General features: G+C 33.8%; 2 protein-coding genes and 2 pseudogenes. All 4 read right to left on the bottom strand.

What is annotated here, in order from left to right; all coding sequences use genetic code 11:
* Nucleotides 1–131: pseudogene (locus tag GZ63_RS18545) on the bottom strand (transposase); the annotation flags it as partial.
* Between the two features lie 232 nt (nucleotides 132–363).
* Nucleotides 364–633: a UPF0223 family protein gene (locus GZ63_RS0115905; protein ID WP_029271249.1), complete on the bottom strand. Its 270-nt coding sequence runs from the start codon at nucleotides 631–633 to the stop codon at nucleotides 364–366.
* Between the two features lie 397 nt (nucleotides 634–1,030).
* Nucleotides 1,031–1,135 (bottom strand): GapA-binding peptide SR1P, encoded by a 105-nt coding sequence (locus GZ63_RS17670; RefSeq protein ID WP_084179379.1) that lies wholly within the window; start codon nucleotides 1,133–1,135, stop codon nucleotides 1,031–1,033.
* A 105-nt stretch (nucleotides 1,136–1,240) separates the two neighbouring features.
* A pseudogene (locus GZ63_RS17665) lies at nucleotides 1,241–1,639 on the bottom strand (transposase); the annotation flags it as partial.
* Nucleotides 1,640–1,710: the final 71 nt, after the last annotated feature.

Below are 1,710 nucleotides of genomic sequence, written 5' to 3'. Positions count from 1 at the left end.
CTTAAGTTTACTGCCATGAACGCAAATCCTAATTCATTTTCTACCATTTCTTTACCTCTCACTGAAAAACGTATGAAACACAAATTAGCCTTCAAAAATCCGAAGATTGGCTCCACATCTATTTTACGTTTTCTTTCTCTTCTGAAAAGCTCTGTCTTATGTATTCTTTTTATTGTTCCCTTTTCTCGTTATCGTAAACTTTGCGTGCCCGAGAAAAGCAGCCACCTGTAGTGGAAGTCAACGGGATTACTATCCGTATCTATCGATTAGTAAAAACTATAATAGAATTATCTCACCTAAAAAAATCAAATAGCCCCAATGGACTATCTGATTTTTTACATTTACTGGGGTTTTATCCCAGCCTCATTTCATTTTAATTTTTTTATCCGTTGTTTCTCTAGCTTGTTTAATAACATGATAGCTCGAATAACCTGACACCTTTTGAAATTCTGAGAAATAGCTTTTTTCTTCACTTTTAGATGGAATTATTTTTTTAAACTTTCGATAAGCAGCAATTAATATATCACGCTCAACACTCGCCTCATAGGCTTGCTCAATAAGCGTAAAAAAACCTACAACATCTATAATTTCCTGTTTTGTCCAAGTATAGTCAATCGGATAATGATAATTCATTACCATTCACCTCTTTGTATTGGATTTTATTACTAACCTCTCTTAGCATCATATACAAGTGCTTACATGAGAGATCGAATGAAATCATTTCCTGGAGGTATTTACTTCACCGTCCGCCTATACGAATCAAACGTTGCACATGCTTGATTTACTTCCCCACTTTTCATTCCTAAAATTTCATTGTAGCCTTCTTGGTTATATTTAATTATTCAGCTACTTTTATCTCTCCTTAAACTCCCCCCTTAATACAATCATTATGTCATATCTTACCATGGGATGAGTAAAACTAGCTAATATCCTTGTATCTAAATGAAAATAAACAAGGAAAAATAGAAAGGAAAAAAGAGCTGCATATCACATGCAGCTCTTTGACGATTATTTTTATATAAAATGATGTTTATTTAGAATCACAATCTGAGCAAGTACCATAAAGAGTAGTAACCTTCTCATCATCAAAATATTCAATAACATGTTGGCAATCTTGACAAACGATCGTCCCCATTTGCTACATCTCCTTTTTCTAGTTAGTAATGATAGCGTATTCATATTATAATATGACATAATTGAAGTTTCAAGCCCGAATTAGTATAACCTATTAAAAAATGTGTTATTTAAAGTGTAAAAAGCATAAAAGAGGTTGGAACGTAACTAGCCAAGAATAAGTAAAAATGGGTTCGATCATCGGTCTTTGATGATTGAACCCATTTTTCTCAGGATTACTTTCTTGATCTTTTGCCTGATTTCTGTTCATGGCGATGAACTTTTTCAAGTTTACCACCATGAACGCAAACCCTAATTCATTTTCCATCTTCTCTTTGCCCCTCACCGACAAACGCGTGAAGGGAAAATTAGCCTTCAGAAATCCGAACGCTAGTTCTACATCTGTTTTACGCTTGCCGTTAATTTCACCAGTTTCTTCTTCCGAAAGCTTCTTTCTAATATATTCTTTTTCCTGCTCCCATTTTTCGTTATAATAAATTTTCCGGTTGTTTCCTTCTTTTGCTTTTCTGTCTTCGAATAACTGTTGCGTTTTCCGAAAATTTTCATGTCATTTTCATATTTCTGTTTGCGGATTAA

The organism is Virgibacillus alimentarius, from assembly GCF_000709085.1.
Lineage (GTDB): Bacteria > Bacillota > Bacilli > Bacillales > Amphibacillaceae > Virgibacillus_B > Virgibacillus_B alimentarius.
The sequence above is the reverse complement of the archived record's forward strand: the minus strand, read 5'-3'. Positions and strand labels throughout refer to the sequence as shown.